The sequence below is a fragment of the Sphingobacterium haloxyli genome (assembly GCF_002980525.1).
Lineage (GTDB): Bacteria > Bacteroidota > Bacteroidia > Sphingobacteriales > Sphingobacteriaceae > Sphingobacterium > Sphingobacterium haloxyli.
The window spans coordinates 353,134-380,133 of record NZ_PVBQ01000001.1; the positions used below are offsets into that span (position 1 = coordinate 353,134).

General features: G+C 46.1%; 14 protein-coding genes. All 14 read right to left on the reverse strand.

What is annotated here, in order from left to right; genetic code table 11:
- Positions 1-18: 18 nt before the first annotated feature.
- The 14 genes from C5745_RS01245 to C5745_RS01310 all read right to left on the reverse strand — a co-directional run bounded on the left by C5745_RS01245 (position 19) and on the right by C5745_RS01310 (position 26,999).
- Positions 19-2,799: a glycoside hydrolase family 2 protein gene (locus C5745_RS01245; RefSeq protein WP_105715122.1), complete on the reverse strand. Its 2,781-nt coding sequence runs from the start codon at positions 2,797-2,799 to the stop codon at positions 19-21.
- Between the two features lie 20 nt (positions 2,800-2,819).
- Positions 2,820-4,643, reverse strand: a complete 1,824-nt coding sequence (locus C5745_RS01250; RefSeq protein ID WP_105715278.1) for an exo-alpha-sialidase — start codon at positions 4,641-4,643, stop codon at positions 2,820-2,822.
- Positions 4,644-4,671: 28 nt separating this feature from the next.
- Positions 4,672-5,586 carry a glycoside hydrolase family 43 protein gene (locus C5745_RS01255; protein ID WP_105715123.1) on the reverse strand — a complete coding sequence of 305 codons (915 nt, stop codon included), beginning with the start codon at positions 5,584-5,586 and terminating at the stop codon, positions 4,672-4,674.
- Positions 5,586-7,004, reverse strand: coding sequence for a glycoside hydrolase family 140 protein (locus tag C5745_RS01260; protein ID WP_243403211.1), 1,419 nt, complete (start codon positions 7,002-7,004; stop codon positions 5,586-5,588). Before C5745_RS01260 ends, C5745_RS01255 begins: the two co-directional genes overlap by 1 nt.
- Position 7,005: 1 nt before the next feature.
- Positions 7,006-10,137 carry a DUF6298 domain-containing protein gene (locus C5745_RS01265; RefSeq protein WP_243403212.1) on the reverse strand — a complete coding sequence of 1,044 codons (3,132 nt, stop codon included), beginning with the start codon at positions 10,135-10,137 and terminating at the stop codon, positions 7,006-7,008.
- A 290-nt stretch (positions 10,138-10,427) separates the two neighbouring features.
- Entirely contained in the window at positions 10,428-11,984 is a 1,557-nt protein-coding gene (locus tag C5745_RS01270; protein WP_117584404.1) for a pectate lyase family protein, read from the reverse strand.
- A gap of 291 nt (positions 11,985-12,275) precedes the next feature.
- A complete protein-coding gene (locus tag C5745_RS01275; protein WP_105715125.1) occupies positions 12,276-14,174 on the reverse strand; it encodes a RagB/SusD family nutrient uptake outer membrane protein in 1,899 nt (632 codons plus the stop codon).
- A 42-nt stretch (positions 14,175-14,216) separates the two neighbouring features.
- Positions 14,217-17,342 (reverse strand): SusC/RagA family TonB-linked outer membrane protein, encoded by a 3,126-nt coding sequence (locus tag C5745_RS01280; RefSeq protein ID WP_165792984.1) that lies wholly within the window; start codon positions 17,340-17,342, stop codon positions 14,217-14,219.
- A gap of 204 nt (positions 17,343-17,546) precedes the next feature.
- Positions 17,547-17,798, reverse strand: coding sequence for a hypothetical protein (locus C5745_RS01285; protein ID WP_105715127.1), 252 nt, complete (start codon positions 17,796-17,798; stop codon positions 17,547-17,549).
- Positions 17,795-18,883 carry a TonB-dependent receptor gene (locus C5745_RS01290; RefSeq protein WP_105715128.1) on the reverse strand — a complete coding sequence of 363 codons (1,089 nt, stop codon included), beginning with the start codon at positions 18,881-18,883 and terminating at the stop codon, positions 17,795-17,797. Before C5745_RS01290 ends, C5745_RS01285 begins: the two co-directional genes overlap by 4 nt.
- 274 nt (positions 18,884-19,157) lie before the next feature.
- Positions 19,158-20,111, reverse strand: coding sequence for a hypothetical protein (locus C5745_RS01295; protein WP_133166262.1), 954 nt, complete (start codon positions 20,109-20,111; stop codon positions 19,158-19,160).
- A 45-nt stretch (positions 20,112-20,156) separates the two neighbouring features.
- Complete coding sequence (locus tag C5745_RS01300; protein WP_105715130.1) at positions 20,157-22,082, reverse strand: RagB/SusD family nutrient uptake outer membrane protein; 1,926 nt, start codon at positions 22,080-22,082, stop codon at positions 20,157-20,159.
- Positions 22,083-22,100: 18 nt separating this feature from the next.
- Complete coding sequence (locus C5745_RS01305) at positions 22,101-25,316, reverse strand: SusC/RagA family TonB-linked outer membrane protein (protein WP_165792985.1); 3,216 nt, start codon at positions 25,314-25,316, stop codon at positions 22,101-22,103.
- A gap of 63 nt (positions 25,317-25,379) precedes the next feature.
- Positions 25,380-26,999, reverse strand: a complete 1,620-nt coding sequence (locus tag C5745_RS01310; RefSeq protein WP_105715132.1) for a DUF4957 domain-containing protein — start codon at positions 26,997-26,999, stop codon at positions 25,380-25,382.
- Position 27,000 lies beyond the last annotated feature (1 nt).

The window sequence follows — 27,000 nt, forward strand, 5'->3', positions numbered from 1 at the left end:
GGTTCATCTGTTATTTCTTTACTGCTGGACCGAAAAATCAAAATACAGTACCATATGCAATGCACGAATCGGCTCTTTCTCAAAATCGTAGTACACGTGCTTCATACCCATTGGCCCCGTCGTTTCCGGCTTTTGCGTCTTCGTACCGATTGCGGAGATACCATTCATAAAAGAGATGTCGCCGTTAGGAAAAGTTGGCTCCATATTTTTCCAGTCGGTGTCTTGTTGCTCCCTCGGCGTAAATAACCGTAAGAATACATCTTCTCTATCAGTGAATACCAAAAACGATTGCTCATCCGTAATGAATTTCGTCCAGTACATATTACTGTGGTATCCTTTGAATTCCGGATATTCAAACGGGATCTCGCCAGTCGCCGCGTCATTATAATCTTTCTTCCATACGCCAAACTGATTGCCTTTCATCCGATTTTTCCACACCCGGTAAGGCCCCATGCCCATGTATTCTACCCCTTTCATTTTATCTTCGGGAAACGAGAAATTGACGCCTACGAACTTGGTAAAATATTCTTGTGGAAAGTACTGTACATGCATTTTCACCTGTCCCGATGGATAAATCTCCCACGTCAACGTATTATAACTTTCTTTCTTATCGAACGTAGAGGCAATCACGACTTTACTGTCTTCTTTCTTGACGGTGAAATTTTTGAAATTAGTTACAGCTTCCTGGATTGTAGGTCCGTTGTTAAAAGGAATAATACCTTTGCCATTTCTCACCTCCTCCATCAGCCCACTCTCCTTATTGAATTGAATGGTGATTCCGTTGGCAGAGACGACATAGCTTGCGGCCGTCTCTTCTACATTAACACTTGCTCCTGTTTTCGTTAGGAAATTTTCTGCAACGTCATTCGGACGACTTATCGGGAAACTCCATGAGTAAATTTCCAGACCATTTACATCTTTCGCCGTGATATACAACACGTCATAGTCTTGCCAATCTGCCGGAAAATCTAGTTTTAAAATACCCCGATGATACGGCTCGATATCAGGAGCAGCGATTGTCCCGGTTGCACCTCCCTTGTCTTCCCCATACTGTCCCAGTTTCTTTAACTCGTAACTGAACGAACATTGGTTTGTATTCGTAAAGGCGTATCGGTTTTCGATATTAAATGTACCATCAAAGCCGGCAGTCATTTCCCTCTTTTCGAAGAAAATAGGACTCCAAACTTCTTTAATGGTATAGAAACTCCCCTCTTTTTCATAATAAGGCCCTACGATTCCGTCAGCGCCGTGGTTTCCATCGGTATCGATGATATTATCCTTATCCGTACGCACCAATCCCTGGTCTTGAAAATCCCAAAGGAACCCGCCGGCAGACAGTGGATTTGCCCACATTGCTTTCCAGTAATCTTCGATTCCTGCACCATGACCACCATCCCACATACCGTGTAAAAATTCGGTCGGCATGACAATATTACGACCGTGGTCATAAGTTCCTATACCGTAATTATATTCCCGGTAGTGGGTTGTCTCGAAGCCGCCATATACCGCCCAAGGATAGATCAATGGGCGTTTTTGAATATCGTAAGCAAAAAAGATGCTGTCTAGTTCCGGATTGTGTCCACCTTCATTTCCATTCGCCCAAAAAATAATAGAGGGGTGGTTTTCCGATACCACCATCATCTCTTTGAGGAGTTTCGTGCCAGTTGGTGTGTCGTAATAGCCATGCCATCCACCAAGTTCATTCATTACATACAACCCTAAAGAATCGCATACTTCGAGAAAATGGTTGTCGGGTGGATAATGTGCCATCCGGACGGCATTCATATTCATTTCCTTGATCAACTTCACATCGTGAATACTAATTTCCTTACTCGTTGTTCGACCCGATTCGGGGTGGAAAGAATGACGGTTTACGCCTTTAAATTTAATTTTTACGCCATTGATATACACGCCGTCACGTTCTTTCACTTCGACGGTCCTAAAACCAAATTTCTGTACCTTTTCATGTACCTTCTTTCCTTTTCTCCACAACGAAATATGCGCTTGATACAGGTTAGGAAATTCGGAAGACCATAAATCAGGATCGGAAAACTGACCTTTCAATTCGGTTTTATCCTGTTGAAAACGTGCGGATAGCTTATCGCCATAAGACCGGCCGTTCGAATCGGTTATTTGGATTTGAATTTCGTCTGCATCACCACGTCTTTCTACCACACTACGAAACTGGCCGTCTGCTTTCGCATCAATCGATACACGCTGTATATGACTTTGTGGTAGTGCTTCCAAATACACGGGGCGATAAATACCCCCAAATATCCAATAGTCCGCTTCCCGCTCGGCCGCATTCACCGATTTATTCTCCGAATGCTTCGCTACGGTCACCTCCAACAAATTCTCTCCTTTGTAGTTTAACAGTTTCGAAACGTCGTATTTAAAGACATAAAAAGAGCCTTGATGGATCTCGCCTGCCGACTTTCCGTTTACCTTAACTTCCGCATCAGTCATCACGCCTTCGAAGACTAGGTTCACCACCTGTCCTTTCCATCCTTTGTCTACGGCAAATGTATATTTGTACAGTCCTTTCTCTTTCCCTTTCTTTTCTTCCTTGTCAAACCCATAATTGTATTTGCCGAAACCATGCAATTCCCAATTGGAAGGCACCGGAATTTTCGACCATTTTCCCGCCTTCATTCCATCCGTGACGAAAAAATCCCACAAGACGCCGTCGTCCTTGCCTTTCCCTGATAAGTATTTCACCTGTGTACTTTGCGCATGCGAAAAACACATCCCTACACACCACAAACACAACACCCACACATATCTAAAATCAGTCTTCATATTTCTATTTCGGTTACTCTTTATTTCAATTTTTCTGCTTGGAAAAGCGATATCGCATATGCAGCTTCTCTATCTACCTCGTCAGCATCTTCCACATCAAAGTCCTGATCCGTTGGTGTATCGGCATCCGGATACCGACGCACGTCCCCTGTCCGGAACGATACACGGCTAATTTCACTTACCGGCTGGAAAAATAACCGGGTGCCTTTTTCCGTTCCGTTGATCTTGACTTGATAGGAACGCGTCTGTACATCTACCGTCAACTCCATATGGTAGGTTTTTCCAGCATCATAAGAATGTAAGCCAGACAACCGATAACCGGCCTTGTTTTTAATCTGTCCGTCTGCATCAAACACTATACGGGCCGCTGCTTGTCCTAAATCATTGACAAGCTCGATTTGTAAGCTGCCGTGGTCCGCCTGCTGTGGTGTAACCGTAAAAGCAATTTTTACTTTCTCCGAAGATTCAATTACCCGTTCCGCTTTCGCATAGTCAAACTTATCTTTATCCCGTAACATCAAGGCATTATCTTCTACCTTGACAGATGCCCATAGCGGACTATATATATTCCATTGGTTGAATACCTCGGTCGCATTTTTTGAGAAGTCGTCATGTACTTTATCCTCGACGACTGCCGTAATCGGTACGGGTACTTTCGACACCCACATATCTTCTTTGTTTATGCTGTACGTCACCCACATATTACCATCTGGCGGCAAGCCGTTCCCCTCCTGTATCCCTCTCGGGTATTGTGGCCCATACGACTTATAGTTCCCGCCGTAACGCATGGTGGTGATTTCACCGTTGATCAATAGCAAATCGGTATACGTTAAGCCGTCGTTGCTTGTAGATACCGCTAAAGGCCAACGAAACTCCGACGGGTTGTAAACGGTGGCAAAGCGATTGTCGGATGTCCGTTGGCCCCATATTTTAGCGTTACTGTTTACAAAACCTGGTGCACGCAAAGGATCGTACGCCCAACTTTTGCCTTTATCTTTGCTTACCGATGTCAGCGCATGCTTCCACATACCCACCACATCGCCGTTATCCAATGTATAATAAGCAAACGCCTTTAGCGGACGATTGTAAGGAATCAAAGGGTCGTCACGATCGGCTTCTTCTACCCACTGTTGCATTTGCAAGGGTTGCTCCATTAGCTCCTTGCATGCTTGCACAAATGCCTTGTCTTTACTCTTTGTATACAGCGGGTATATCGCTAACTTTTGGTCAAATGAAGAATTAAAACGAATAAAATAAATAGGTCCGAAAGAACCGTCTTTCTTAATTTCCCGGACGACACGTCCTACGCCATATCCGTCGTTAGGGCTGTCTTTTGCATCGAGTGCTACCCCGTAATACCCGATAGTTAACAGTTTACCATTTTTAGCCGTGTAAAACCCCATACGCTGGTGCATAATCGCGTATAAATCTTTACCAGCTTTGTCGGTTCTACCGGGCTTACTAAAACCTTCCGGCACCGGATAAGGAGGGAAAAGCTCGATAGGATCCGACCAGTTATAGCCATCCTTGGAGGTCTGGAGTACGGATTTACCTTTGCCGATATGCTCCCCCACAGGATTACCTAAAAACTGTAAATAATAAGTTTCGTTCCAGTACGCTAAAAACGGCTGATGATTATAGGTGAAATCGTGTCCGCCTGCTCGTTCTGGATACGCTCTGCTTGCCCGGAAGGTTTGTATATTGTGCGTCCCCACCGCGGGTTTCAGCTGCCCATGGTGATAGTCTACGTTAGACAGGGTCTTTCCTACGTATTTCATCGTATCTTGTGCCGAAGCACCATACGCCGCACATAACAAGGTAATTCCTAATATCGTTGATCTCATCTTTTTATCACTCATAACTTGTAACTCATCACTTATCCAACAACCTATTCAAATCCTTTTTGGAAGCTTTGAAGATCGTTCCGTGTTTATGTCCTTCTGGGACGCTAATCTTATCGTTAACTTTTTTGAACGTTTTAAAATCTGTGGTTGACACCGCTTCATAGCTTTTGCTACCATAGGAGTCAAAATAGATCAACCACTCACCCCCCAATTTGATCACACTAGGCCCTTCTGTTTTAAAATCAGAATACGGCTCCGACACATTTTCGTAAGGCCCTAACGGATTGTCCGCAAAAGCGACTTTCAAATTACGATTCGGACGTGTGTTGTCTTTTAATACCAATACATAATCGTCTTTATCTTTCTTTACAATCACCGCATCGATGATGCTGAAACCGGGATCCGCAAATAGTTTGGTTTCTGTAAACGTTTCGAAATCCTTGGTCGTCGTGTAGTACATTCGATGGTTGTTTCTTTCTTCCTCTTCCCCTTTCGGAAAACGTTCTGGAATAGTTGACGCCCAGATAATAATAAACCGGTCTTCATCTTCATCGTAGAACAGTTCTGGCGCCCAGATATTCACGGTGCTAGTTTCATGTTCCATAACGGGCACGATCTTTTTGTTTTCCCAATGGATAAGATCTTTAGACGAAGCATACCCGATACCTTCATTTCCTTGCCAGCCGATTGTCCAGACCAAATGATAAATTCCTTTATCATCACGCACCATGGACGGGTCACGCATAATCTTCTGTTCGCCTAATTCGGGTTTCAGAAAGATACCATCAATTGCTGTCCAGGAATAGCCATCTTCACTGTAGAGATAGCGTAGCCCTTCATCGGCGGGTTCACGAAAAGAAGTAAACATATAAACATCCCTCTGGCACGAAGCCAAAAGGGATGCCGCTAACACAACAACTAAAAGATTTAATTTTGTTCTCATTATAAACTATCTAAAATCAGCACCCAATCAGTCCCATCTTTTGCTTCTCCCGCTGGTTTGAATGTTTGTACACCTGTATTTTCTACCTCACCAATAACGGTCTCTTCGCCATTTCGCGGATTGAACCAAGAGGCTTTCACTTTGTCTCCTTTAATTTTACCCATATTGATTTTCATTTCTCTACCGTTGTAATTGTAGATAAATGCATAGTTATCCGTACGGGTTGCTAGTAAACGGTTATACTTTTCACCATTTTCAGCAATCAGCGTCTGGTCCGGAACGCGCTCAAAATAGGCATCTCTGGACAACATTAAATCTTTTAAATACTGCATTTGCGATGCTCCCGGTGCATTTAGCCCTTCGGTCCAGAGCTCCGACGAGCCATAGGCTGTCGTCGAATCGGTTGCCGAGTGCATTTGCATAACCGAATTCTGTCCATAGGTATATCCAAACGCTCCTGCAAATACAGACCAATATCCATAGCGACGCACATCGTGGTCTTTCCAACGTGGTTCTTTAATATCATGTAGACCTTGTGGAATTCCCTCATACGACGGTTCGCCATCAATGGTTGGCTTTACAGGACTTAATGCCCAGTCGACCTCCATAAATTTCCAGTTGTCCTCGCCATAGTGTTTATTTTCATTGCGGGAGGTATCTTGATCGTAACGTCTGTGACCAGATTGCACCATATTAAAATCCAACCACGATTCGTTGTGAAACCAATCCGAAGAAGCAGTTCTGCCCCGCGGATGAAAAGTCATTAGGTGATTTTGATCGATCGCCTTAATGGTTTTTCCCAATTCCAACCAAGCGGCAGTAGAATCCGAACCGTGGATATCGCCTCCGTTCAACCAAATGATATTCGATTTATCTTTCCAGCGTTCGGCTAGAAACGTGCCGTATTCAGTAGCCTGTTTTACCGACATCATTCCAGCTTTCACGGGCGATCCCCATACCGGTACTACAGCCATGTAAATACCTTTTTCTGCTGCTTTATCAATAATATAATCGACGTGATCCCAATAGTCATATTCTTCGTCCACGTCCGGGTTGTTGCCCTCTGTCACGAGTGGGCGGGCAATATCCTTATTCACAACCGAGGAATCGCCATAGACATTTACTGACGGAACTGTATGCAACACCATCGCTTGCACCACATTGAACCCTTTTTGTTTTCTATCGTCCAAATACTGTTCCGCCTCATCCCTGTTCAGTTTGTTAAACAACAGCCAGCCTGTATCGCCAAGCCAAAAGAAAGGTTTGCCATCGTCAGTGGTCAGATACCTTCCGTTTTCCGACACCTTCAACGCAGGCATTCCGGTGGACGATGTGTTTTGATCAGAAGGAGATGTACAGGATGATAAAAGTGCTCCTGCGCATACAAATGGTAATAATTTTTTACGAATAGACATCATATTACTGCTTAGTTATCCAGATAATTTCTGGGCTATTTTTAAACGTTTTTAAGGCGACGCGTGTTCCCGTTTTTACACGTTCCGATCCCAAAATTGCGCCGGTTTTTGGATGGATATGGTATGCTTTATAATTTCCTTTCCATGCTGGCAAGTCCACTTCGAGGGATCCTTTACCGGCATTGTAAAAAATGGCAGCGTCTGCTCCTTGTAAGCACCACACACTGTCTTGTATCTTAGTTTCCATACCGGAAGCTTCTTTATAAAAATCCGCGTGTGCCACTCGCGGCACGTTCGCCATCGATCCGCCGGCCATAAATACCGCCCAGGCCTGTTCCGGATAACTGCTACTATGATAAACTACAGCTTTATCGGGAAATTTGGCACGGTATTCAGAAACCGCGCGGTACACCTGTTCGGGCGACGTTCCGCTAGATTTCATCTTGCGTGCATGTTGACGTGGCGCAAGATTCTTTCCACCTTCCGGCGCATAAGGATCTCCATTCTTTTGGTAATACCAATACCGGATATCGATTACCTGAATCTCGCTGGCACGCTCCGCATCCGCTAAGATAGCATCCTGCACATCTTTGGTAGCGCTGAGTCCGATCATGGGATTATAACCCGTCTCGGCCTTCCATTCCTTGATAACATCTATCCAAAACTGAACGAAATGTAATGGGCCGGTATATTCCGCACTGATCAATTGAATGACACCTGTGTTGTCTTTGAAGTTTTCTAAACATTGGCGGATATACGCCCTGTGCAATTCGCGACGCGCAGGATGGGTAACATCATAAAATTGTTCCGCCATAAAAATCCGCTTATCGCCTGCATACGGTACAGGTTCTGGGAAACCTACGTCGTTGATGTTATTTGCCGTTCGCCACGGGGAATCCGTGTAATGTGCACCTGCTTCCAAAATATTGTGCTGAAAATAATTCTGATGCAACAACACCAGTCCTTTTTGGTCTGCTAGATCTGCAAACTGTTTAAGGCGGTCCCAATAGAAGGGGTTATATTTTGTCAAATCATATTTCGATAAACCATCATACGCCAGCCCTTGCCCACTTCTGGCAAAAGGCAATTCATAGAACGGAGGCCATACTTCGCCATCCATCCGGCGTATCCGCTCGTGGTCGTCCCGACGGCGATCATACCATAAACCATAGTTATGATCTATACTCAAGATATGATTTGCCAACATACTATCCACCACTTCGTGCAGATCATCCGTCAGACCAGTTCCAGTCTCTCCAGGAACATAGCGGGTAATATGCGGCTTGGCGTCTTTCAGTCCACGCGGACGGATATTACCGTTCCACCATTGAATATCGTGTTTACGCCCTACGATCACCTCATCATCACGCACCAACCAACCATTCTTGATGGTCATATCGGCTGCTTTCACTACGCCCTTCTTCTGCGGAACATCTTTCGCTGTCAGTGCCCTTGTGTTTTCAACGTCTATGTCCAGCGGCTGGCGTTCCGATACGCTGGTTATCAAATCTTTCAGTTGCAAAGCGGGTTCCTTTGCCATTTCAGTCAACTCCTGGGCTTCGGCTATCGTCGGGCTCGTGGATGCTTCAGTCGTCATCGGCAACAGCACCGTCCTTTCTTTAGCGGACTGTCCTATGCGCTCTTGCAGTTGCGCATAATACAAGCTCCGCGGGTTAATATGGCTATTCGATTCCGCCCAATAGGCATCTCCCTGGAATTGCGCCCAGAGACCGAACCCCCAGTTCTGTGCAGTTGGCGGTTGTACATTTTCTATCAGTGCTGCCGTAGATTGCCACAAAACGCTATTTGCAGCGGTCCAGCCAGCACCTTTTCCATCCTGTCCTCGGTTGCCATAACGCAGCGCTTGTGCATCGATATCGACAATATCAAATAATACCCCAGAAGCCCAGCTATCTATCGTACCACTAAAACTGTACGGCTCTACGGCCTGACATTGTACAAAAGCATTCGGACCGGCAGCTACAAAACCTACTGCGAAATCATGATAGCCTTTTTCCGAATACAGTCGCTGGAACAACGTCTGTTGGCCTCGGGTATAAAAGGTATATCTTCGCTGTCCTCCGATTTCAGAAACGGGATCTCTCGAGATACAATCTTCAACGGTCAACTTACTGGAAGTTTCTTTTGCATACACCGCTGATCCCGCAAAGTGGCGGAACTGCATGCGCCGAACCCATACATTCGCTGCATTTTCAACTGTAATAGCCATCCATCGATGGTCTTCATCTTTTGGATTCGACGCGTTATAAGTTGATTCCAGTAGTATATTTTCAATACCGACCTGCGTAATCCGGCCGTTCCACGTATATTTCTCCACCTTAGCACCACCATAACGTTGGTCTAAAGCTATCGTGAGGGGAACATCTACCTCAACTAAGTCTCCTTCGATACGAACGACTGTCCGATCCCAAGTTGTATTCCAGTACCCTGGCTTCCAACCCAAGAACGACATCCCGCCTCCAAACTCTTCCGCTTTCAGCGTCTTAATCCATTCGTCTGTTGACGGACGGGTAATCATGATGCGGTCGCCCGTGCGCAGATCGCCTGCATTATCCACATGAAACGTCCGCGCATTTACAGGAACATAAGCGTCCCGAACCTCTCGTTTTTCTTCACGAACGATATCAGGCTGTCCTGCTATACGGATTAACGTTTCTCTGGTTGTGCCTTCACCTATCAACGAGGTACCGTTTTCTGTAAAACCGGAACCTCTCAGTACTACACCGGAAGTATGCAGCTTCAAAGAAGCCGATAGGTAGTATTTTCCCGGTTGCAACAGCACCGCTCCACGTAAGCCTTGCTCATCCACAGGCAACTGTGACACATAATCAATCGCCGCTTGGATACGTGCCGTAGCGTCGCCATCTTGTATCGGCACAACCATTTTCACTGGCGCGTCGGGAATAGCTTTGTTACCGCCCTCATAGCCTGCATGCGAAAAATCAGGAATGCGGTTGCCCAGTGAATCCTGTTGGTAGACTAACTTTCCTTCCTTCCAAATTAAGGGTTTAGCGGCATCTTGCGTATATCCTACAAAACAGCTGACGAAAAACAACGCAAACCCCAGCAATATTCTACTCGGAAACCATGGACAAAATATATGTTTATTATTCAACTTCAATACCGTTTTAAAAAGATCTACAACGCTTTAAATAAATCAGTTAGATATCTCGACCATAACTTGAAATTTTTGTATCTAAGCTTACTTATCGTTTACACAAACATAGCCAAAAGGCCAAAACCATGTTTATAGTATTTTCTCCAGCTATTGTACCATTTTGCCGGTCAATGCCAGAACCGTGAACCCCGATAAGTAGCAAATAAACACAATACTTACGACTATCCGGGTATAAAAAACGCTCGTCTATTTCCGGTAGACGAGCGCTTCGTTGGGATAATTGTGTACTAACTTATCGTGTCAACATTATTACCAAGATTCCGGTAATCAATCTTTTCTTTCGGATTTGTTCCGTTCAAGTATTCTTCCACATTGGTATAACCATCGCCGTCGGCGTCCTTAGCACCATCCGTAGCGTCGTTTGGATCTAAGCCATATTTTATTTCCCATTCATCCGGCATGCCATCGCCATCGGTATCAACAAGCACTTCCGCAGGGTCGTAAGTTAACTCCGGGTAACCACCCACTTCATCCACAGTCTTGATAATGCCGGTTTTGGTTGTTGGCTTTCCCGTACGCACCGTTTCCACCACGCGAGCATCAACCACATCTCTTTTCGGCAAGGTGGCTCCTGCTTTCGCCAATACGGCTTCGAAAGCATCTTCTGCCGTTTGGTGTGGGGCTACCGGCCACCCCTCAAATGGCGTGTACACACGTGCATATTTTTCCGCTTCATTTTCGTTCGGAATGATCGATCCTTTCGTTTCTTTTACACGCATACCCGCCCAGTTATTTTGGGTAACTTCCTCGTTGTCGTGCATGACATTGCCGGCCACGTACCATTTTCCTGGACGATTTACCTCTTTCGGATACCAATCACCCGCTGCCCATGCATTGCCTGGTGAGTACATACTACGTTGTTCGATACGCGCTATGACGCCACGCATATTGTCATTCGTCGCCGGTCCTGGCCTGAAATAGTTATTAATGATATTAATTAACGAAGTCTCATCGCCACCATCTATCGTCCGATGACGCCAGTTGAAAAGCACATTATATCGAAAATCAAACGCGCCCGACATACCAATAGACGGGTTTCGTGCCGTGTTGCTCGCAAAGAGATTATGATGGAATGTAGACGGTGTGCCGCCCCAAGTGGCACCGAAAGCATGACCTTTAGCATCCAAGGCTTCACTTGAAATCGTCCATTGAATCGTGATGTTTTTTGCAGGATCTTTAATTTGCGTGCTTCCGTCTAACGATGGTCTCATGTGCCGGTAAAGGGAAATATTCTCGTCCATACCCCAGCTTGTGGAACAGTGGTCAATGATTATGTGATGATGCGGATTTCCGCCAATGTTGTCATCCCCTTGTCCACCGACGGGCACACCACGGCGCACCCGGAGGTGTCTAACAATAACGTTGTGTGTGTTGATATTAAGCGTACCAGCGATACAGATACCGTCACCGGGTGCAGATTGGCCTGCAATGGTAATATCGGGATGATTGATATTTAGGTCTCCATTCACTTTTATCGTGCCCGCGACGCGAAATACGACGATACGCGGTCCTTTTGCTTCTAGAGCGGCACGTAAGCTACCCTCACCGTTATCATTGAGATTCGTCACTGCGATTACTTTTCCTCCGCGGCCACCTGTCGTAAACATCCCCCCGCCCCAAGCTCCGGGAAATGCTGGAATAACCTCTTCGGGCAATCTTGGAGGATGTGGAGGGATTTGTCCGCGTTCGGGTTGCCCCGCTTGTTGCGCCTGCACACCGGCTCCAGCAGATAACAGCGTCATCAAAAGCAAGCCCTTTATTGTTCTGTGTGAAAATGTCTTCATGTTCAAAGTTTATTTAGTTATTCATTTACTCTAAACAAACGTAATAAAAAGAGCCGGACCATGCTTATAACATATTTTCCGGCTCTTGTAGTATGTTAGCGCTTGATCGCCGGGATTACCTTCGGTGACCTCCCGTTGATCGGTTTTGCTTCTAACGATATCGTACCTTTCAGTTTGACCCTTTGGTACCTGTCGCAACTCGAACGCTGGCTCTACTCACGTCCCTAGGTTGCTCAAGCGTACCCAAAGGGATTTCGATTGATCCAGTGTTCCATACGTTTCTTACCTCGATCAATAATTCGGATTTTGTCCGAACTCCTGCGGATTCGCTATAGCATCCATAAAGGATTGCGGGACTGGGCGTACTGTGTGTTTATTAGCATCGAAAAATCGAATATCCGGATTCGTAGCCTGCAAATAATCGGTGGTCAGTTTTCCCATCCGTTTTAGATCATACCAACGTATTTGTTCTCCTGCCAATTCGCGACCTCTTTCAGCTAATATAAAATCCAGTGTCACCTCTCCAGCACCTACCTCCATTTCACTTTGTCTTGACGTAACGGCCGCTCTCTTACGGACCTGGTTAACATACTGCTGAGCCTTGTTTACGTCGTTGTTATATAGCAACGCTGCTTCAGCTGCAATTAAATATACCTCTCCCAAACGGATAATTGGGATATCGCCTAACCAATACTGACGGTCCATTACATATTCCCAGCTTGAAAATTTCTTCAAAGAAGGATACACCTCGCGGGTATACGTAGCCATACTATTACTTTCTGGCTGCACCCATCTCCCATCAGCCTGATACCAGTCGGAGGGATCGACGATCCAGAACGGAAGATCTCTTTTCTCGGCGGCCGACATCACCCAATTCGGTGTAAATACGGACAAACCGTCCAGCCAGCCATCATCGTTGTCATCTACCATATTCTCAACCCCCATGCGCCAGGTCGAGGTATTGCCTTGCACCAACGTCACATCACCTGCAGCTGTATTCTTAATCACATGACCGACCAGATCCGGATTCTTACCATATTGGTTCACCATTGACTGGCTAATCGTTACATCCTCCCACTTAGCGTTGTAGTACTCATAGAAAAATGTTTCTTTAAACCGGGTATCTGCCGGATCAGAAACCGGTTCAAATAGCTCCGTCAACAAATATTTTGTCGGCTTAAAGTTCCGGCTGTTAGACCGTCCCGTCCACGTCTCATTTTCCTGTGTCCCCCAAGGGGCTCCGGTGGTACGTGTATCGGCTAGATAATATTGGCGTGTCCTTCCCCTGTTCCATCCCTCAGGATTCCTTCCTTCGGTATGATCCACTGCTTCGATGAATAAAAATTCGGTATTATTTTTGTTGTTGGCGCCACTCCAAAGCTTGCCGAAACCAGATTGCTCGTCGTCGCTCTGGTACAAAGAAACGCCATAGGCACTACCATTGGTTATCAATTCTTCAGCTGCTTCCAAGGCCAAGCGGGCATTTTCCTGTACATCGCCTAAACGAGTACGCTGCAGATAGGCTTTCGCCAACATCGCGTAAGCTGCCTTTTTGGTCACGCGCCCTCTTTCCCCCTCTGATCGATTCGGCAAGTGTTCGGTTGCAAATATCAAGTCCGAAATAATCAGATCGTAGAACGCTTGCTCACTTGATCTGACCGGGCTATTGACCGGGCCGGTTTCCGTGGAAGGAACAGTTGTCAGTGATACGCCGCCGAATTGCTCTACCAGATGCCAATTTGCCCAACCCCGGAGAAAATATGCTTCCGCTACTTTTGCATTTCGTTCTTCTTCTGATCCAAAGCCCTCCACCTGGTCAGCATAATAGATCGCGGTATTACAGTAATTTACTGTCGCATACATGCCGTTCCATATCGTCGCTAGTGTTCCTAACTGCGCGTTCATATTACTGTTGTACAGTGTAAAACCTGTCTCAGCATTAGCCACATTCGCCCAAAGGTCGGTTCCCATTTCCATGGCGCCGATACCATCTATCTTCCCATAAAAGTAGTACAGACCATCGTAGCAGTAATTGACCAAACTCTCGTACCCGTCTCTATATTTATAGCCCGTTTCTACGTCCACGGTAGAAGGATTCCATTCATCCAGTGTGCAGGAACTAATTCCTACCGCCATCAACAGCCCGAAAGAAATTTTATATCCTAATCTTTTCATTGTCGTATTTTTCATCTAATTAACTTTTTTGTTGATTATCCCCATGTTGTTCTCCTTTTAGAAAGACATGTTCACACCGAAAACCATTTGTCTATACAACGGAAAAGAGTCTGACGCTCCTGTTTCGGGATCCATGCCATTCAGCAGATGGCTCCGGGTAAAGATAATCGGATTATGCATCGTCGCATATACGCGGAATCTGGACAGCTTGATATTGTTGCTTACATTTTCGGGCAAGGTATAACCTAGCGTAATATTCTTGATTTTAATGAAGGAAGCATCGACCACATTCATACCTAGCAATGGGTTACTGTGGTTTGCCGACGTCCTGTTTATATAGGGTCTTGGATAATCATTTGTCGGATTGTCTGGCGTCCAGTAATCGTATACAGCCGGAATATTTCTCGCGCCATAACTATTCATGTAACCCAGCAGTTCTGCATCAATATGATGTCCCCAGCGAGCAATTGCGAAAACATTTAGGTCAAACCCTTTGTACTGAAACGTGTTCTGCCAGCCCGCTGTCCACTTCGGCGTTCCCTGTCCGAGGATGACGCGATCGTCGGGCGAAATTGCATATGGATTCTCCGCCGAGTACTCCACGCCTTCTTCGTCCACCCAAACGCCATCGCTCACCTTGATGAGGTTGGATTGCGTTTTCACATCTCCCGGCAATAGACCGAAGGCCGCAGCATCCGCCATTTCTTCGGTTTGCCAGATACCCAATTTTTTATACCCAAACAAGGTATTGCTTGGTCTCCCCATGAATAGTCCCAATGAAATCAGATCATCTACGCTCGTACCGCTGCCTAGGTCAATGGAGCGCACCTGCTCATTGTTATGTGCAAAGGTTACCGTGGAATTCCATTTGAACGAATTGCCATTCAGTATATTATTACCGTTTAAGGTCACTTCGACACCTCGGTTATTCATGCGCGCAATATTGTCGGTCATCCGATATGGAATCTTCGGGGTGAAACCACCACTAGAGAAGGGTAAATTACGTGCATACAATACATCACGTGTATCTGTATCATACCATTCAATGGCACCCGTTAAGCGATTGTTGAATAGTCCAAAGTCTAAACCCAGATTAAAATTGTATGATTTTTCCCATGTCAATAATGGGTTACCTACCGCTTGGGTTAATACACTGACGGGCAAAACCCCGCCACCAAGGTTTATTTGATCCAAGCCTGTACTAGTCACCTCTGTCAACGTGGAATATGGGTTAATTCCAGAGTTCCCCGAAACACCGTACGAGGCTCGGAACTTCAGTTCATTAAGAAAATCCCGTGTACCGTCCATAAAGCTTTCGTCACTTATACGCCACGCACCGGCTGCAGCCATAAAGGTATCCCATCGACGCGCCAGCTGCGATACCCCATCGGTACGTTGGGTCAATGTCAACAAGTAACGTCCCTTATAGCCATAATTAATCCGCGAAGCAACGGACATCCGTTTGCCCATGGTATAGCCTGTTCCTGCAAATGGCACCGTGCCCGATCCTAAACTATAGTATAGATACTCATCATATAAGAATCCTTGATTGCTCGACGTCGAGCTCTCATTTTGCGTGTGTGCCCAAGAAGAAACGAGCGTCGCAGATAGATCGTGATCCTGTCCAAAAGTGGTTTGATAATTTAGGATATTCTCCCATACGTAACTGTATCCGAGCGCTGTTTCATAGCTTGCAGTACGCACCAACGCACCACTTCCGGACAATTTCATATAGGTCCGGTCACTTTCAAATTGCCCAGTTCTACGGTTACTTAATGTAGCACCTAAAATCGAACGAAAGGTCAACCCTTCCATGATGTCCACATCAATATGGGGGTTAACGGTCAGGTTCAGGTGCTTCGAATTGTTGCTTAATGTATTCGGAATATCATCGGCTAATAAGCTCGGCTCGGTCAGTCCTGCAATTGGCCACACATTGATATTACCATATTCGTCATACACCTGTCCTACAGGCGCGATGCTGAAGGTATTATTTAGACGACTTGGGCGCGTATCATTATCTCTCCAAGTCAGGTTAGTCACGATACCACCTTTAAACCAATCTGTAATTTTATTGGTTGCCCCGGTCCGGACGGTAAACAAATCTGACTGATCATTCCGATATATCCCTTTTGTGGAGTTATAGCCCATCGAGAAAAAACCTTGGGTTTTCTCGGTTCCACCGTTTACAGAGAGCGTATAATTCTGCTGCACTCCCGTGCGTAACGTTTCATCTACCCAGTTAATCCATTGCCCGTTGTCGATATAAGGACTAATCTGTTCTGGATTCAGGTTCCAAGCGCTTAGCAGCTCGTTTCGATCGGCGGGCGCTTTGTTGAAGGATGCTACAAAAGCGTCTTCCAGATACCTCAACCAGTCATTTTGCTGTAAAGCGGATGGGTACCGAGCATTAGAATTAATGCCCGCATAGGCGTCTAAGTTCACGGAAATCCTCCCCGCCTTTGCTTGTTTGGTCGTAATAATAAATACCCCGTTTGCACCGGCCGAACCGTAAATCGCGGTAGAAGCTGCATCTTTCAGGATGTCAATACTCTCGATGTCATTTGGGTTGAGATTCGTAATGTTTCCGGGAATACCGTCAATGATGTACAAAGGCTCACTACCGGCCGTCAACGACCTATTCCCACGCAGTAATATACTGGAGTTTGAGTTTGCTTGACCGGACTCGCGGGCAATATCCAATCCTGCTACCCGACCCTGCAATGCTTCAATTGGATTGGCTACTGGCGCCATCATGATTTCTTCCGACTTAACAGAAGCAACTGCTCCGGTTAGATCTCGGCGCTTTACTGATCCATAGCCAATAACGACCACTTCTTCCAATGTTGATTCTCCGGCTTGTAACACGACATTAAGCACAGTATCCTTCGTCGCCGTTATCGTTTGTGGCAGGTATCCGATAGCAGAAATCAACACCGCTTGACCGCTTTTCGTCCGCACACTGAATCTTCCCTCATTATCTGCAGATGTTTCGCCGCCACCATAATCTATCGTAGCGCCCGCGACCCCTTCTCCTTGCACAGACTGGATTTGTCCCCTTATTTGAATTGTGTTTTGCGTTTGTTCGGCTTGTGCCTGTGCCTTCCCTGATGTCGGCCGTCCTATAAATAGGGCCGATACACACAACGTACACAAAAGACTTTTTTTAATTGATATTACCATAGTTAATACATGATTTATAACTACTTGCATTCGTCCGACAGCACCCTGTGCCGGATTAGCCAGCGTATAGCTTACAAAGGTAAAAAGGGCAAATACAGTATATTTGTACTGTATTGCCCTTTGATTATAAAATCTTATCAGCGGCTTATTATAAACGTTGCGTTAAGGTTTTGTTATTTTAATATATCGCACTACCCCTAGCGGCTAACCTCCAAAATTCTGCAATCGATAATTAAAAGACAGCATGAAGTAAGTGCTCAGACGATTGCTACGGGTATCCACAATTTCATTGTCAAGAATATCACGCTGTATACCTGTGTTTTGTCCGAAAATGTCGAATCCTTGTAGCCTGATTTCTCCCTGATTATTCTTTAGGAACCGGTGTTCCAGGTAGATGCTCAAAAATGTTGGATCCCCGATACCGGCATTATAACCTCTATTGAATCTCTTAGTCAAATCGTACCCCAATGTATATAATTATTAGTGTCTGGGCGGTATTCGAAATTCCAAGAGAAGCGCTGATCTTTCCTTTTCCGCTGATTACTACTTTCCCTAACCTCATACCGGGTATAATCCGGAAAGAAAGTCTCGCTGCTAGTATTTACCCAACTGTCATTATCATTGACGTCAAAGCGGTAATTGCCGTACGACTCCAATTTTTTACCCCAGTTATCCCTGTAGTTGCCTTTCAGCGATTGCCGGTCGTTAACTCCCGAAGAACGTCCTCTATTATTGTTTGCGCCGGCATCTAGCGATAACTGTTGTTCACCGTTCAGGTAATTTCCCCTTAAACGGCTGTTATACCTACTCTCCGTACCCAAACCTGCAGCAACCCGCGCAAAATACCCTCTTTTTTTATCGTCTTGGAGGTTGATGTTCAGCACTTTTTCCGGCGTACCGCTTTTTAAGCCTGTTTCGTTGGCCTGTTCTCCGTAATCGTCTATGACTTGCAGGTTCTTTACAATATCGGCTGGTAAATTCTGGATAGCACCGGCGACATCATCTCCGAAGTATTCTTTACCATCTAGCCGTATGCTCGTAATCGGTTCGCCGTTTGCCGTGAAATTTCCATCGTCGTCAACATCGATGCCCGGCAGCTTCTTTACCATCTCTTCTACCGCATCCCCTTCCCGCACCCGGTATGCCCGCGCATCATACTGGACCGTGTCCTCTTTCAGAACAACGGGTATCATGGCAGTAACCATTACCTCGTCGAGCACGCTACTGGCACCGCGTAGCATGATGGATCCCACATTATTAATTTGTAGCTTTTTATCAATGGAAAATGACCGATAAAGACTATCATACCCCATGGATTTGATACTGAGCGTAACCGCAGTATCTTGAACTCCCGGAAAGGAGAAGACACCATTCGCATCCGTCGACATCGACAGTTTTAGGCTGGCGGACCGTAGGCTGATCAATGCACCGGGAATAGGACTACCCGTTGAATCGGCTACTGTTCCTTTCAGTTGAATACCTTGTGCAAAGAGCGTGAAGGACGTTATAATAAATAAAATTAATAATATTAATTTTCTCATCTCTTAGTCAACTATGCCTAAACTCACTTAGAACTGTGGATAAGTTTAAAAAAGGTGTTGTTTAGAGCGTTAGCTATTTACAGCTATCCAAAGCTAGGCAGGTTTGCGGATTATTTATTATATCATTTTTACGCGTTCTTCCAAGATATTACCTAAGGCGATTATCCTCCCTATCTTGTTTTTTGAGCCCTCTTGCTATTCGACGGTAGGGATATAAAAAATCCGAGCATGTAAAAAACATGCTCGGATGGAATACTGGGTTATAAAAACTTATCTACTTCTGAATCTTCACGTGCATGTTGACGTAGGGTCTTCCGTCTGAGTCTTGTGTGGATTGAGTGATATACAAAGCACCGTATTTCCCTTCGGGTGTTCGGAAGTACAACAACGTATTCGGAGCCAAGCCTTGCACGTGATAAATAGCATCCGTTTGCTTGCGATCAATCGTCACTTTCTCCGCCTCTTCCTGAATCTTACTCGCTGACACCAATACGCGGGTATAGTTCGTATTCGTGTAATTCTCGATAGGTGCACTAAACAGCGTTTCTCGTTTGGTCCAGCCGGAAAGATCATAGAACGGTACGGGATACTCATCCACACTTGTTGAGTAGAGGTTATACACCAATTCAGTAGGATTATTCTCATCCGCGGTTAATACCGTATCGATCCCCAAATCAATTTCAGCGGATGCACTGCTTCCTTCACTGTAGCTATAGGTTCGACCCGTCGTTAGCGATAAAAAGCTTGGTAATTCCGGGGTATCTTCGCTGGGTGCATACAGCCGTCTATTTACAAAGTGGTCGAAGCTCGGGCGGGCATCTATGGTAATGGAAGTATAGCCATCTCCCAGATACTCGTTTTTGAAATCACGGGCATAAAAACGGAAGGTTACTTTTCCGTCGCGCTGCATCTTAAATTTCCGCACGCCGGAGAAGGAACGACGCTCACTATCCTCTGTATCGATGATCACCGTGGACCAAGTACCGGTACCGTTAGTGCTATCCACCACAACCGAATACATATCCTCTTTAGCCGAGGTAATGGTAAAATAAATGTGCACACTATCGCCATCATTCACCACGGCATCTTCGGTAACGGCGAATTCACTGCTATTTTGGAAGGTAACTTCGACATCCCCAAACATGGTGAATATATTCTCCGACTCCACCTTACAGGCGCTAAAGGCCAGCAAGGTAAAGAAAAGCGGCAGGTATCTTTTTATTTTCATCTTCTTCATCTTTAAATCATTTAATTAATTAATCAACCAGCCCTATTAATCGTCAAGCGGATCAAATGTACCCCCCTCCCAACCAATAGTAGGTTGAATATCCACCCCCCTCCACACATAGTCGTTGTGGAAAGTGTAGAAATTATGATATGCCGGAATATCGATAGGCCTGAAGTTTGCCGCCTGCACAATTCTTCGTGCTTTAAAATGTTGCGAATACTCTCCCGGATCGTTCATATCGATACCATCCCGAAATGGCCGTCCCGTTTCCGGATCTATCGCTTCCAATTCCGCAATTTTCTCATTCCGCAAACTACTTGCGTTACTGGCAGTTTCGTCATGTTCTACCACAATCATCACTGTCGACAATATTTCTCCGGATAGTTTATGCCAATTGCGTGTACGGCGGAGGTCAGCATTTCGCTTATTCTCAAAAGGAAACTCGATCATACGTTCGTTGAGCAACAGCGCACGCATTTCCTCGATACTAGCAATATGTCCGAGGCCGTAGTCGTTGCTTCCTTGCTCAATGCCGGCACGCTGGCGAATCTGACGTACCATTTCCTTGGCTGTCCCCATATCCCCGGTTTCATTTGCACAATCCGCGAGGTTCAACATCACTTCTGCAAAGCGCATTTCTATCCAATCCACAGGGTTTCCTCCGCCGGTATCGTTATTGTAACCAACCGCTGTGCGTGCCAGGGTTGGCGAAGCAAAGCGTTTGCAATAAACACCCCAATTGGCTCCTTCACTACGACCATCATTCGACGCACCTTCATAGGTCCATTGCCGACGGTTTGCGTTTCCACTCAAGGCCCAAGTGCTGCCATTATAAGCGAAAGTAGCTTCGAAACGCGGATCTCTATCCTTCCAGAATAAAATCGGATCGTAGGTATACTCTCCGTCTTCGTCCAGTTGGTTTCCATCCTTCATTGGATAGGCATCCAGTAATTTTGTGCTCGCCCGGTAGGCCAAATGTGGGGATCCGTCTTCGGAACTTGGCCTCCATTTGCGCTCCCCGTTGTGTCCTCTACGTTCTACATCCGTAGAATACGGGCGAGAAATCAAGGTCTCGGGATTAGAAGCTCCTTGAATGCGAAAGATATCTGCGTAATCGGAGACCAGCGCATGCCCTTTGGCCAACGCAATATCGTAGGCTGCTCTATTCGCTATTAAGGCGTCTTGCCAACGTGAAGCGTCATGAGGATGCCTAGGGTCATCCAGCGGGTTAAACTGCGGACTTGCCCAGTACAGCAAGGCTTTTCCTTTCAAAGCCGCAGCTGCCTCGTAGGTAATGCGTCCCCAATCATTCCCCGTCCAGGTGATTCCCTCCAGGTACTCCATCGCCTTCGTCAAGTCATCGATAATCACCTCAAAACAAGTCCGAGCGCTCGCACGACCTCGCGCGGTAATATTGTCCGGATCCTGCGGCTCCAACACCAAGGTGACACCACCATATACTTTCACCAACTCCAGATAGACCATAGCACGCAAGGCATGATACTGTCCCAAAAATTTTGCTTGGGTTTCCGCATCTAAATCACCCTCCGGAATCCAACGAATGGCATTATTACAGCGAGCAATATCATAATAGCGATTCAGTCCATAGGTCGACCTGTATTGGTTTCCTACATAACGCACATCGTGGTTTGTCAAAGGGTTTCCCGTAATGCCCATCGCCTGAGCTCCCCAGCCCCCTCCAAAGGCGAACACATGTTCATCACTTACCATGTGTATGTCATAGCGCTCTTGTGTTTCTCTACCCCATTCCCAAGGAAACATCGGAATACACACCTGATAAGTTCCGTTCAAGTGAAAATCCACAGCCCCTTCAACGCTCCATATTTCTGCATCCATCCCACCTCTATCCGGTAGGATAAAAAAATCATCATTATTACAGGAAAGCAAGACGGCCGATGAGATCGCGACCAACACCCCTGTTTTTATCCTTGTATATATATTTTTTTTCATGTCTCTTTCGTATTAAGTTTACAAGCTAGCACTCAAGCCCAGCGAAAGTGTCCGTACAGTAGGATAGTTATAAGCGCTGGATGTATAGGGGTCCTTGTAACTGAATGGGTTTACCAGTACCCATAAGTTATTTCCGGTCGCGAGTATACGCGCACTTCCCAGCCCCAAGCGACGTGCGACATTGGACGGTAGGCTGTAACTAAAAGTCATATTATTGACCCGGATCATGGTTCCGTTTACGGTCCATATATCGGCATGACGATTAATATAGGGATCGTCTGCGCGTGGATATATTCCATTCATCGGATCATCCGGTGTCCAGCGATCACGCCAGAGTATCGGCACATTGGTTTCCAGGTCCGGCCTGGTTCTCGCTCGGCTATCGATAGCCGCCCTACCGCCAAAGTTCATCACCAAATTGGTCCGTAAACTGAAGCTTTTGTAGTTAATCCCGATATTCCCTCCCATACCGAAAGTACTATTGGTTCGACGATTCTGAAGCAGCGTCTGATCCAAATGGTTCACGACACCGTCCCCATTGACATCCTCGTAGACCAACCAACCTACTTGTGGCACCTCTCCATTAATGGTATAATTTGGATTTTCAGACATAAAGGCATCCAGTTGTTCCTGTGTGCGGAATATGCCTTGTGTACGGAAGCCAATATTACCCGAGTTGTAAATACGCGGATCTACGCCAAACTTTGTTCCCAACCATTTGCCGTCATCCAAATCCTTTTCCAGAATATCGTTTGCAGGATAAAGCATTTGTGTCACGATAGAGTTCCCATAGAATGGGATACCAAAGTTCATATTGGTGCTTAAGCTCCAGTCTTCTGCTAATTTCGTTTTATAACCTACCGAAATTTCTGAACCCCAGTTGTAGGCCTCTCGATAATTAATGACCGGTGCGAGCAGCCCGGCATAAAGCGGGTTCGTTGTATCTGCCCCCTGATCAAAACCGTCATAAGTCCTGTTTTTAAAGATCTCCAGCGTAACGTTCATTTTATTATTCAGCAGCGTCGCGTCCAAGCCAAAGTTGAACGTTTCTCTCTTCTCCCAAGTGATGTTCAAGTTGGGGAATGTAGAAGGGTTTAGACCAACCCCATATTGATTGTTGCCGAACAAGTAGCCGTCATTAGTCCCCAACAGATAACGTTCCTGCCAAAGGCGGTCATCTACTCGATCATCGCCTGTAATCCCCCAGTTGACCCGCAATTTCAAATTATTGATAAAGGAGATATTGTCTTTGAAAAAGTTTTCCTCACTGATATTCCAACCGGCACCTACACTTGGTGACCAGCCCCAGCGATCGCCACGTGCGAAGTTCGAGGAGGCATCTAAACGTGTTACCACTTGCAGCATGTATTTTTTCTTGTAGTCGTAGCTAGCCCGTCCAAAACCGGAACGTTTGGTATGCTCTGTGATGGCTCTAGCCGTACGCTGCATGGTGTTTACATCAAATGCCCAATAATCCTCAAAGCCCGGAACCAACTGGGTAAGCCAGCGCACGCCCAAATTTTCCGAATAACCACGCGTTTGTTCTCCCCCAACAATAACCCCCAGCGTGTGATCTGCGAAGGTATTGTTATAAGACAAGGTCACAAAGCCCTGATAGCCCTTGTTTTGTGCCAGCGTAGGGCTTGTTAACGAGTTGTTCTTATCAACTCCCCATGGCTCTTGATCGGGATCCATCGTCGTCGAGAAGAACGCATTATTATTTCCCATGCGTTCGAATTGGTATAAGCGGTATGGCGGACGGTACGTGTTCGTATTTTCGTTCCCTCCGCGTTGCGACATTTGCATCCGTGCTGACAAACCCTTTAAAAACTTAGGTTCCCAGGTTAAACTAGCATTAATGCTATAACCCTGTCCTTTCCGCGACTCCAAGTATCCGGAATTCAGTGCTGCTAAGGGGTTGGATCGACCGCCTAAATCAACAGGATATCCGTCAATGTACATCGGATACCAATCGGGTGTAGATACGATGTTTTCATAGAAGCCTGCGTCCGTTTCGTTCCCGATTTGGTTTTTACTCTCCCGAATGCTGTGGTCTACATTAAAGGCAATGTCGGCTTTCAGACCTTCTACAATGGTTGTCGTCAAGCCACTACGCAAAGTATACTTATCATGCTTCATACCGGCGTAGTTAGCATTTTGGTTCTGAAAACTCCCCCCCACAAAGAAGGTCGTATTTTCACCACCACCGGAAATACTCAGGTTATGCCTTTGCGTCACTGCCGGCTTCCAAAGCTGATCGTACCAGCTATCCACATCCAGCCCACGCAGGTAGTCCAAATCCGCTTCCGAGAAGAAACTTCCCCGAGAGGCATTCGCCATATAATAGCCTTCGTTCAGGAATTCCGCCAATTCATAGGTAGAAAGAAACTCCGGTCTGCGAGCCGCATCGTTCACACCGAGATAACCGTTGTAGGAAATACTGGGCTTTCCTTGTTTTCCTCGCTTAGTCGTCACCAACACTACCCCTTTCGCACCGGCAGCCCCATATATAGCCGCCGAAGCATCCTTCAGAAAGGTAATATCTTCCACCATGGAAGGATCCAAAGCATCGAAAACATCGGCGGTTACCGTAATCCCATCCACGATATAAAGCGGTTCTGTAGTCGCACCAATTCCTTGACCCGCGTCACTCATAGAAGCTCCCCGTATATTCAGGGTAATCCGTGACCCCGGCCGGCCCGAGGCTTCGCTCACACCAACACCCGGAATTTGATTTCGCAAGGCACCGGCAATATTCGGCGCCGGGATATCCATGAGCTCTTCGCCGGTAATGGTTACAACGGATCCGACAATTTCGGAGCGTTTTTGCGTACCGTAGCCTGTTACAATCACTTCTTCGATAGCGTCACTAGATTTCAGCTCTATCGTAATACTTGTCATCCCTGCGACATTTACCTCGTGCACGTCATAGCCAACGTAGCTTACTACAATTGTTGTATTTCCCTCCGGCAAATTTATACGAAACACCCCGTTTTCATCTGTCTGTACACCGGATTTTGTTCCTTTTACCAAGACGGTAGCCCCAACAATAGGATTTCCATCTTGGTCGACTACTTTCCCTGTTATGTTGACAAGCTTTTCGGTTTTCGTCAGCTCTCGAGCAGGTATATCGGCCGCTTCCACTCCCGCAAAAGGAGTGACTAGCAAGCAGGCCAGCAGCACATTTCGTGTTCCCCTTAGAAAAGCTAGGGGCATTTCAGCACGACTCTTCATATATCTTGTTTTAATTTTATTCATTCTACAAATAGGTTTCATCTCTATTGTGCTCTTCTCCATTTATGGTCTCCAACGTGGGTCACCGACAGTAAACAACGCTTCATCCATAATTGTTAAGTCGCTATTGGCATAGTTGCTCTTATCTGGGTTAGCAAATACTTGTTCTGATGTTCGTCCATAAGCGATTACACCTTCTATCATCCTTTGTTGCGTATTTGATCCCCAAGTGATGTCAGAAGTTGCAAAACTATTCGACACAGTAATCGAATTCGGCATCACGCGATTAAACGAACGCCCACCCGATGTATAACCAATGAGGGTGTTACGAACCGTTAGGTTGCTGATCTCACCACGACTAGCATCAATAATGTGGCGGTTATCACTTGGAGAATGGTATAACGTAGTATTTTCGATAAGCACCGAGTTCAAACTGGCATCCACCGAACCACCGTGGCGGATGATATATTGCAGGTTGATGAAAGTTGAATTTGTAAAGCGTACATCGCGCACACTTGCGTCACTATGATCTATCGTGAGCGCGTTGTAGTTTCCGATATTCTGTACGATAGAGTTGTTAATCACGTACTCATTCACCGATTTCTGTCCTTCGGACTGCAGACGCATCACCCCGCGTAACTCGGACATTCTACAAGCTTCAAATTCAATTTTGTTAATAGTAGCAACTCTACTGATATTAAACACATAGCTACCACCGATATCGCCGGTGAAATGCACATCTTCAAACTTGATCAGATCCATGGCGCCTTCCACGTTAAACGAGGACGACATTTCAATCCTCGCCTGCGGCCCGAATCCCGGCTCGGATACCAAGGTTACGCCACGATCCAAGGTAAAGCCCTCCATAGTATAGGTCATGCCCCGCTTCAGCGCAATGACACTTCCATCAGGCACTGTAGTCAAGGTGTTTTGCAGAATTTTCGGATCGGAACTCCCTCTGAGGTCAATATATCCCGCCTCCTCTACGGTTGGCTTGGTCGTGAACGTCAGTTCTCCCAAAGAGCGATCATCATGGCGGAAAAGCCGGGCGACATAATCTGTGTTCGAGGTCAGCCCCTCCAATTGCATGGTAATCAACTCATCGTTGGACACGTTGAATTCTTGGGAATCGGATCCGTCTGCTTTTTCCACAACCATTTTTGTCAGTTCGCCATGTCTTCCAAAGTTCAGCACTACCGCTTCATGGGATAAGTTCCAGACTTTGATCGGCGTAAATAGCTCGATTGGCCTCACTTGGAAGCGTGAGGTACGCATCCAAGAGGAACTTCCTGTTCCAGTGCTAGGTACGGTACGTACCCGAGCGAAATAAGGCTCCAGTGGTGTCAGCTCCTGGTCACTCAAGAAAAGTGAGGTAGAATCGGTGACAAAATCAAATACATTCTGCGCCGCATCGTTAAAGGTGGAATCTGATGACACTTGCACCTCATAAGACACTTCAGCTCGCCGACTATCTCCTTCCCAAGCCGCATGCCCTGCCTCCCATTGTAGCACCAGCGAGGTATCTGCATGCACCAGCGTGATTGCACTTCCCATCTGTGTCAAACTCGTTGGCGGACCTGGCGCCACATCCTTATTACACGCATACATGACCGCGACCAACAGAAAGAGAAAAAGCATCCTTCCATACGAAAATACACTACCCGTAAAGTTCTTATATCTCATC